We start from the raw sequence: 8,487 nt of genomic DNA on the forward strand, positions 1-8,487 counted from the left end.
TCTGGGGGTCGGTGGCGAGGTCGTGGCCGGCGATGCGGGCCTCGCCGCCGTCGGCGGAGACGAGGGTGGAGAGGATCTTGACGGCGGTGGTCTTGCCGGCGCCGTTCGGACCGAGCAGGGCGAAGACGGTTCCCTCGGGGACGTTCAGGTCGATGCCGTCGAGGACGGTCTTGTCGCCGTAGGACTTGCGCAGCCCGTGTGCGGCGATGGCCGGGTTGGTCATGGCAGGTGCTCCTTCGGAGGGCGGGACGGGTCAGTTGCTGCGGGCGGTGATGTCGCCGTAGGAGGTGGTGGCGTTGATGGTGAGGTCGGTGGTGCCGTCGTTCCGGAGGGCGTTGGTGACGCGGCCGTAGGCGGTGCCGGCGTCGAGGGCGGCGGAGGCGCCGCGGGCGGCGCCGACGGTGATGTCGCCGTGGTCGGTGCGCAGGGTGACGGTGCCGCGGTGGGCTTCGGTGATGTGCAGGGCGCCCTTGCGGGTGGTGATCTCGGCGGGGCCGCCGAGGCGGCCGACGGTGATGTCGCCGGCCTGGAGGGCGAGGTGGGCGCTCGCGGTCTCGTCGAGCTTGACGGTGGCCTGGGCGGCTTCGAAGGTGACGTCGCCGAGGCGTCCGACGCCGCGGAGTTCGGCGAGGGCGGCCTTGGCCTGGACTCGGGAGCCGGCGGGGAGCTGGACGGTGATCTCGACGGATCCCGAGTCGCCGAAGAGCTGCTTCTTGGGGGCGGGGGCCTCGATGCGCAGGACGCCGTCGGCGTAGTCGACCTCGATCTGCTCGGCGGCCTTGACGTCGCGGCTCTTGGCGGCGTTGGCGGGGAGGATCTCGACGGTGGTGTCGGTGCGGTCGGCGGCGATGAAGCGGAGGGTGCCGGCCGGGATGTCGAGGGTGGTGACGATGGCGGCGGGGGTGGCGAACTTCTGCATTGCTTTTCTCCTTCTCAGCGGCGGGCTCTCTGTCGGCCCGCTCTTTCCGATGAGGGAAAAGCTACGTTGCGTTCGAGGTTGTGGCAACGACTTCGTTGCGTAGAGATATGGAAATTGCAGGTCAGAGCGGCAAATTCATTGCAATGGTTCTGGATGTAATGCAACAACGAACCCTGCGTCCATTGCAATGAAATGGCGGTGAACGCTATGCTGGAGGCGCCAGGAAGCACGAAGCACCACAAAGGAGACCGCGATGCCGGGAGGCCGCCTCACCCAGCCCGAGCGCCAGCAGATCGCAGTGGGTCTGGCCGACGGTCTCGCCTACGCGGAGATCGCCCGCCGCCTCGACCGGCCGACCTCGACGATCACGCGCGAGGTGATGCGGAACGGCGGCCCCACCGCCTACCGCGCCGAGCTGGCCCACCGCGCCACCGAGCGCCGCGCCCAGCGCCGCAAGCAGGCCGCGCCCCGGAGCGGGGAGGCGCTCCCGCAGGCCCACGGGCGCGATCCCGAGGCCATGCGCGCGTACGAGGAGACGTTCACGGCCGTCATCGCGGGCTCGGGCATGCCGGCGATGATGTCCAGGGTGATGGCCAGCCTGACCCTCGCGGACACGGGCAGCCTCACCGCGTCCGAACTCGTCGAGCGCCTCCAGGTCAGCCCGGCGTCCATCTCCAAGGCGATCGCCTACCTGGAGTCCCAGGGCATGGTCCGCCGGGAGCGCGACGACCGCCGCCGCGACCGCTACGTCGTCGACGACGACATCTGGTACCAGTCGATGGTCGCCAGTGCCCGGTCCACCGCCCAGATCGTCGGCATCGCACGTGAGGGCGTCGGCGTCCTCGGCCCCGACACCCCCGCCGGGGCCCGCCTGGAGAACGTCGCCCGCTTCCTCGACTTCGTCTCCGAGAGCATCATGCGCGCCGCCGAGCAGGCCCGCGAGATCCTCTCCGTGAAGCCCGAAAGGGCCCCGGACGCCACCGGTGGGGAGCCGGAGGCGTCCTGAGGGCCCGTGTGCGGTCGTCCGCGGGTCAGTCGAGCAGGTCGAGCGTGACGTGCGGGGCCAGGTCGCGGAGGAAGGCGGGCGCGTCGAAGGCCGCGCCGGCGGAGGCGACGCCGACCGTCGCGGTCCGTCCCGTGAGGACGTGGCGGAGGGCTTCCACGGCGAGCGGCGCGCTGACGGCGTAGATGTCCCGGCCGCTCGCGACGGCGCGCCGCTCCTCGCCGCCGGAGCGGACGACGACGTCGACGAGGAAGGTCTGCGCCGACCGCCCCCGCTCGTCGACCGCGGTCGGCGCGGGCGTGTCCGGGGACGCCAGCTCGCGGGCGGCCTCGACGGTCATGTAGGTGCGGACCTCGGGGATGGCGAGGTGGCTGGGGACGGTGACGATGTCGGCCATGCTGAACTCCCCGATCACCGGGCGGGCGCCCATCGGCTGGGGGAAGGTCCACTCCAGGGTCGGTGCGGCGTCGTCGCGGTACTGCACGCGCCCGTCGCCGAACACGACCCGCCGGCCGTCCCTGCGCTGCCGTGACACGGTGCCCGCGGCGAGCGTGCCCGGGGTCGGGTGCCAGCCGCTCAGCCCGTAGGCGACGTGCGCCTCGTCGGCTTTCTCCCAGTCGCCCATCGCCGCGGTGACCAGCAGGTCTCCCAGGCCGCCGAAGAAGGCCATCGCGGGCACGACCACCGTGCCCGCGGCCTTCGCGCGCTCCGCGAAGTGCGCGAACGTGTCGAGGTTCGCCTCGATCTCCGCGGCCACGTCGACGTACGGGATCCTCGCCCGCAGCGCCGCCTCGATCACCGGCGCCGCGGTCGCGGCGAACGGTCCGGCGCAGTTGACCACGGCGTCCGCCCCGTCCATCGCGCGGTCCAGGGCGGCGGCGTCGTCGACCGAGGCCGGCCGCACGTCGAGCCCGCCGTGCTCCGCCGCGAGCGCCCGGAGCCTGCCCTCGTCCCGGCCCGAGAGCACCGGCACGAACCCCCGGCTCAGCAGTTCCGCCACCACGAACCGTCCGGTGTGCCCGTACGCGCCGAACACCACTACCGCGTGCCCCGAAGTCATCGCTCTCTCCCGCCGTCCTTGTTCGTTCAACTGTGAACAATCTTGCCGGGGGCAGGCGCCCGGCGGGAGGGCGGGAAGTGCCACACGTCGCACAGTTTCGGACATGCGCCAGGACCCAGGGCCGGGGGCGGGAGGGGGCCTGCCCCCGAGGGTCGTACGGGCTACAAGGCGCCCAACTGGGCCGGAATCGGAGCCGAGTGAAGGATCGTCAGGCCGGAGACGGCGCGGGTGAGGGCCACGTAGAGGCGGCGGAGGCCGGTGCGCTCGTCCGGTTCGCCGTCGACGACGGCCGCGGGCTCGTCGAGGACCACGTAGTCGTATTCGAGGCCCTTGGCGAGGGAGGCCGGGACCAGGGTCAGCCGGGAGTCGGCCGTGGTCTCCTCGCCGGGGGAGAGGTACGGCAGTCCGGCCGCGGTCAGGGCCTCCGCGAGCGGGGCGATCCGGGCGTCGGCGGCGATCAGGCCGATGGAGCCCTCGTGGGCGAGGGACTCGACGCAGGCCGCGACGACGTCCGCGTCCAGGTCGTCCGTGGGGCGGACGGCCAGCGAACCGGGGTTCTCACGGACCGACTCGACCGCCGCGAGCCCCGGCGACATGTGCGGAAGGAGCCGGGACGCGTACGCGATCACCTCGCGCGGCACACGGAAACCGGCGGTCAGCTCCTCCACCACCGCCTCCGGCTTCCCGAGGTGTCCGAGCGCCTGCGCCCAACTCCCCGTCGCCCAGGGTGTCGTGCCCTGCGCGAGGTCGCCGAGGACCGTCGCCGAACCGGTCGTGCAGCGGCGGCCCACCGCCCGGTACTGCATGGGGGAGAGGTCCTGCGCCTCGTCGAGGACCACGTGGCCGAGCGAGTGCGTCCGCTCGATCAGGTCCTTGGCCTCGTCGACGAGGACGGCGTCGGCCGCCGACCACTTCGCCGTCTTCACGCTGCGGGCCGGCTTCGCCCAGAGCAGCAGCTTCTGCTCGTCCTCCGTGAGCAGCCCCTCGGCGTGCTCCGCGAGGAACTCCCGGTCGCTCAGCAGGCGCAGCACCAGCTTCGCGGGTTCCACCGCCGGCCAGCACTCCTTCACGACGGCCTTCACCGCGGGGTTCCGCGCGACCGCGTTCTGCACCCGGTCGTCGGGCGCCTCGCCGGCCTGCTCCATCCGCACCAGGACCGCGTGCGCGACGCGCTGCGGGAGGGCGTCGCGGGCGGCGCCGTACCGGATGTCGCGGTCGATCAACTCCTGGACGATCTCCTCCAGTTCGTACGCGGGCACCCGCCAGCGGCGCGAACCGCGCACCACCATGAGGGACTCCTTGGGCAGGGCGATGTGCGAGCGGACCGCGCGCCGCAGCACCTCCGCCATCCGGGCGTCGCCCTTGACGACCGCCGTCGCCGCCTCGTCCGTGCCCCGCACCTCGACGTGCGCGACGAGGTCGTCGACCGTCGCCTGCTGGACCTCCAGCTCGCCCAGGGCGGGGAGGACCTGCTCGATGTAGTGGAGGAAGGACCGGTTCGGTCCGATGACCAGGGTGCCGGTGCGGGCCAGCCGCTCGCGGTGCGCGTACAGCAGGTACGCGACTCGGTGCAGGCCCACGGCGGTCTTGCCGGTGCCGGGGCCTCCCTGCACGCAGACCGACCCGGACAGGTCGGACCGGACGATCTCGTCCTGCTCGGGCTGGATCGTCGCCACGATGTCCCGCATGGGACCCACGCGCGGCCGCTCGATCTCCGCCTGGAGCAGCCGGCTCGTGGTCTCCAGCTCGGCCGGGTCGGACAGGTGCTCGTCCTCGTACGCGGTGAGCTCGCCGCCCGTGTAGCCGAAGCGGCGGCGCAGTCCGACGTCCTGCGGGTCCTTCTTCGACGCCCGGTAGAACGGCTGCGACACCGGGGCGCGCCAGTCGATGACCATCGGGTCCCCGTCGGCGTCGTGCACGTGCCGCCGGCCGATGTAGAAGCGCTGCCCCTCCTGCGTGGTGTGCAGGTAGTCGAGCCGACCGAAGAACAGCGGCGTGCCGGAGAGGTCGGCGAGCGCCTTGATGCGGTCCTCGATCTGCCGCCCCAGCACCAGCGAGTTGACCCAGTTCGCCGTGACGTCCTTGATGTCGAGCGCCTCGACGTCCTCGCGCATCGCGCGCAGCGCGGAGCGGGACGAGGCCAGATGGGCGCGTTCCCGCGAGAGCGGGTCGGATGCGGAAACGGACACGGTGAAGCCTCCGGGCAGGTGGATACGCGGACACGACGAGGTGGCCGCCGGTTTCCGACCGGACGGCGGCGCTCCACGAACGGGAGGCGGGGAAGCCGGCAAGTGTAACTCCGGCCCCGGCACCCGGCGAACCCCTTTTCCCCTTAGGGGGCGAGGTCCGTCTCACGACGGACCCCGATTCCACCCCCAGGCCGATGTGTTCGGTATGTCCGGATTCCATCATGGAGACATGACCGCGACGACCTTCACCCTCGTGACCACCGTCCCCCGTCCCCACCGCCTCGCCACCGCCCTGCGGGCGATACGCGCCTTCGGCGGCGCCGCGGCCGCGGTCACCCTCCTCGGTGACCACGGCCCGGCCGAGGCCGGCGTCAGGAACCCGCACCCCGTGTACGCCCCGACCCGGGACTGACCGGGCCGGTCGGCGACTCACGGGGCGCCGGTCGGCGAGCCGCCGCCCCGCGTCCCGTACGGACCCCTACGCCCCCACGCCCGGTCTCCCTACGGCGCCAGCAGCTCGTCCGCGTCCATGATCCGGTACGCGTACCCCTGCTCCGCCAGGAACCGCTGCCGGTGCGCCGCGAAGTCCTGGTCGATGGTGTCGCGGGCGACCACCGAGTAGAAGTGCGCCTGGTGGCCGTCGGCCTTCGGGCGGAGCACGCGGCCGAGGCGCTGGGCCTCCTCCTGGCGGGAGCCGAAGGTGCCCGAGACCTGGATGGCGACGGTCGCTTCGGGGAGGTCGATGGAGAAGTTCGCGACCTTCGACACGACGAGGACGTTGATCTCGCCGTTCCGGAACGCGTCGAAGAGCTTCTCCCGCATCGCGTTCGACGTCTCGCCCTTGATGACGGGCGCGTTCAGGTGCTCGCCGAGCTCGTCGAGCTGGTCGATGTACTGGCCGATGACGAGGATCTGCTGCCCGGCGAACTTCCTCACCAGGGCCTCCGTGACCTTCCGCTTCGTCGCCGTCGTCGCGCAGAAGCGGTACTTCTCCTCCGCCTCGGCCGTCGCGTACGCCAGCCGCTCGGCGTCGGTCAGGTTCACCCGGACCTCGACGCAGTCGGCGGGCGCGATGTAGCCCTGCGCCTCGATCTCCTTCCACGGCGCGTCGAACCGCTTCGGCCCGATCAGCGAGAACACGTCGGACTCCCGCCCGTCCTCACGGACCAGGGTCGCGGTCAGACCGAGCCGCCGGCGGGCCTGGAGGTCCGCGGTGAACTTGAAGACCGGCGCGGGCAGCAGGTGCACCTCGTCGTAGACGATCAGACCCCAGTCGCGGGAGTCGAACAGCTCCAGGTGCGGGTAGACGCCCTTCCGCTTGGTCGTGAGCACCTGGTACGTGGCGATCGTGACCGGCCGGATCTCCTTGCGCGTACCGCTGTACTCGCCGATCTCGTCCTCGGTCAGCGACGTCCGCTTCACCAGCTCGTGCTTCCACTGCCGGGCGGAGACCGTGTTCGTCACCAGGATCAGCGTCGTCGCCTTGGCCTGCGCCATCGCACCGGCGCCGACCAGCGTCTTCCCCGCGCCGCAGGGCAGCACGACCACGCCGGAGCCGCCGTGCCAGAAGCCGTCGACGGCCTGCTTCTGGTACGGGCGCAGGCTCCAGCCGTCCTCGGCCAGGTCGATCCGGTGCGCCTCGCCGTCGACGTACCCGGCGAGGTCCTCGGCCGGCCAGCCCAGCTTCAGGAGCGTCTGCTTGATCTGCCCCCGCTCGGAGGGGTGCACGGCGACGGTGTCCGCGTCGATCCGCTCGCCGACCAGCGGCTGCACCTTCCTCGACCGGAGGATCTCCTCGAGGACGGGCCGGTCCGTGCTGGTCAGCACGAGACCGTGCGTCGGGTGCTTGGACAGCGTCAGCCGCCCGTACCGCGCCATGGTCTCCGCGATGTCGACGAGCAGCGCGTGCGGCACGGGGTAGCGCGAGTACTCGACGAGCGCGTCCACCACCTGCTCGGCGTCATGGCCGGCGGCCCGCGCGTTCCACAGGCCCAGCGGCGTCACCCGGTAGGTGTGGATGTGCTCCGGCGCCCGCTCCAGCTCCGCGAAGGGCGCGATGGCCCGCCGGCACGCCTCGGCGAGCTCGTGGTCGACCTCCAGGAGCAGCGTCTTGTCGCTCTGGACGATCAGGGGTCCGTTCACGCGCGATCAGGTCCTTCCCGGGCCGCTCCGACGACGGCCAATCCTCCAGTCTGCCTGATGTCAGACCTGGTCGTCGGCGAGTTCCGCCACGCCCGTGATGCGGTGCAGCGGATACGTGCGGACCTCGTCGGCCGTGTGGTCGTAGCCGGTGACGAAGCCGCCCTCGACGCGGACCGGTGCGATGACGCGCTGGCTGGCGGCCCCGTCCGCGTTGACGTAGCCGATCCAGACGGTGGAGCCCGTCATGGCGGCCGCCTGCACGGTGGCGAGGGTCTCGGCGGCCGACGTACGGGGCAGGGCGCCGGCGCCGGTCGCCGCCGCGGGCTCCTTGCGCACCGCCGTCGCGGCCCGGTCACCGGCGCGGATCGCCTTCACGGCCGCGCCCAGGAGCGTGGAGTCAGGGGCCGGCGGGCCGTCGGGCACCGGCACCGGGGCCGTACGGGCGCCGGTGCGGTAGGCGTCCGCGCGGGTGATGAGGACGTCGCCCTCGGCCGACTCGGCGGCCGGGGCGTACCCCATCGCCCGCAGGCCGGCGAGCAGCGAGGCCGGGTCGGTCTGCGCGGCGAGCACGGTCGGCGCGAGACGGCGCAGGCCCAGGGGCGCGGAGCGCCGGTCGGCCAGGATCTCGCCGAGGACCGCGTCGTCGTCGCAGCGCAGATACGCCGACGCGGCCCCGACCTTGAGGTGACCGTGCCGCCGCGCCACGTCGTCGATCAGGTACGCGAGCGGCTGCGGCACGGGTGTGCGGGAGTGCGCGGCGAGGAAGGAGTGCAGGTCGGACGCGGTCTGCCCGGCGTCGAGCGCCCGCCGTACGGAGCCGGGCGTGAACCGGTAGACCGTGGCGCCACCCTTCGACTCCACGTCCGCGAGGACGGACAGCGCGTCGGCGAGCGGACGCCGCAGCGGGCCCGGCGCGACGGCCGTCAGGTCGGCCTGCAGCAGGACGTCGTCGACGGCCTCCGGGAGCAGCGGCGCGAGCAGGGTCGCCGCCCGCGCGGCGGCCACCGTCAGCTCCACCCCGCCGCCGTGGTCGGCCAGGGTCGCGGCCTCCGCGAGCGGCAGGTTGAGCAGCGCGCGGGCGGGCGCCGACAGGGCGCCGCGCCCGGTCAGCCCGAGGAGCTCGGCCTCGGCGAGCGTCCAGCGCGCGAGCCGCGACCGCAGGTCCGTCGGCGCC

8 protein-coding genes are annotated in these 8,487 nt (G+C 72.8%); 2 read left to right on the forward strand and 6 right to left on the reverse strand.

The window, feature by feature from the left end; genetic code table 11:
* Together MRBLMG1_RS34865 and MRBLMG1_RS34870 are read right to left on the reverse strand one after the other, a co-directional pair.
* Positions 1 to 223: ATP-binding cassette domain-containing protein (locus MRBLMG1_RS34865; protein ID WP_367828165.1), on the reverse strand; the 223-nt coding region annotated here is incomplete at its 3' end.
* 30 nt (positions 224 to 253) lie between these two features.
* Positions 254 to 919 (reverse strand): DUF4097 family beta strand repeat-containing protein, encoded by a 666-nt coding sequence (locus MRBLMG1_RS34870; protein ID WP_367828166.1) that lies wholly within the window; start codon positions 917 to 919, stop codon positions 254 to 256.
* 253 nt (positions 920 to 1,172) lie between these two features.
* Between MRBLMG1_RS34870 and MRBLMG1_RS34875 the strand changes: the two genes are divergently transcribed.
* Positions 1,173 to 1,925, forward strand: a complete 753-nt coding sequence (locus MRBLMG1_RS34875; RefSeq protein ID WP_367828167.1) for a helix-turn-helix domain-containing protein — start codon at positions 1,173 to 1,175, stop codon at positions 1,923 to 1,925.
* 25 nt (positions 1,926 to 1,950) lie between these two features.
* Here MRBLMG1_RS34875 and MRBLMG1_RS34880 read toward each other — a convergent pair whose 3' ends face one another.
* Complete coding sequence (locus MRBLMG1_RS34880; protein ID WP_367828168.1) at positions 1,951 to 2,982, reverse strand: saccharopine dehydrogenase family protein; 1,032 nt, start codon at positions 2,980 to 2,982, stop codon at positions 1,951 to 1,953.
* A gap of 161 nt (positions 2,983 to 3,143) precedes the next feature.
* Positions 3,144 to 5,096: a HelD family protein gene (locus MRBLMG1_RS34885; protein WP_367828172.1), complete on the reverse strand. Its 1,953-nt coding sequence runs from the start codon at positions 5,094 to 5,096 to the stop codon at positions 3,144 to 3,146.
* A 304-nt stretch (positions 5,097 to 5,400) separates the two neighbouring features.
* On the opposite strand from MRBLMG1_RS34885, the gene MRBLMG1_RS34890 reads away from it, so the two are divergent.
* Positions 5,401 to 5,583, forward strand: coding sequence for a hypothetical protein (locus MRBLMG1_RS34890; RefSeq protein WP_367828169.1), 183 nt, complete (start codon positions 5,401 to 5,403; stop codon positions 5,581 to 5,583).
* An 89-nt stretch (positions 5,584 to 5,672) separates the two neighbouring features.
* Here MRBLMG1_RS34890 and MRBLMG1_RS34895 read toward each other — a convergent pair whose 3' ends face one another.
* Both MRBLMG1_RS34895 and MRBLMG1_RS34900 read right to left on the reverse strand, forming a co-directional pair.
* Positions 5,673 to 7,313, reverse strand: coding sequence for a DNA repair helicase XPB (locus MRBLMG1_RS34895; protein ID WP_367828170.1), 1,641 nt, complete (start codon positions 7,311 to 7,313; stop codon positions 5,673 to 5,675).
* Between the two features lie 60 nt (positions 7,314 to 7,373).
* The coding region (locus MRBLMG1_RS34900) for a helicase C-terminal domain-containing protein (RefSeq protein WP_367828171.1) at positions 7,374 to 8,487 on the reverse strand (1,114 nt) is incomplete at its 5' end.

Source organism: Streptomyces sp. LMG1-1-1.1 (assembly GCF_040815545.1).
GTDB lineage: Bacteria > Actinomycetota > Actinomycetes > Streptomycetales > Streptomycetaceae > Streptomyces.

Excerpts from the sequence above, each read along its gene's own strand:
- MRBLMG1_RS34870 (WP_367828166.1), bottom strand. The coding sequence starts at position 919 with ATGCAGAAGTTCGCCACCCCCGCCGCCATCGTCACCACCCTCGACATC.
- MRBLMG1_RS34875 (WP_367828167.1), top strand. The coding sequence starts at position 1,173 with ATGCCGGGAGGCCGCCTCACCCAGCCCGAGCGCCAGCAGATCGCAGTG.
- MRBLMG1_RS34880 (WP_367828168.1), bottom strand. The coding sequence starts at position 2,982 with ATGACTTCGGGGCACGCGGTAGTGGTGTTCGGCGCGTACGGGCACACC.
- MRBLMG1_RS34885 (WP_367828172.1), bottom strand. The coding sequence starts at position 5,096 with ATGCGCGAGGACGTCGAGGCGCTCGACATCAAGGACGTCACGGCGAAC.
- MRBLMG1_RS34890 (WP_367828169.1), top strand. The coding sequence starts at position 5,401 with ATGACCGCGACGACCTTCACCCTCGTGACCACCGTCCCCCGTCCCCAC.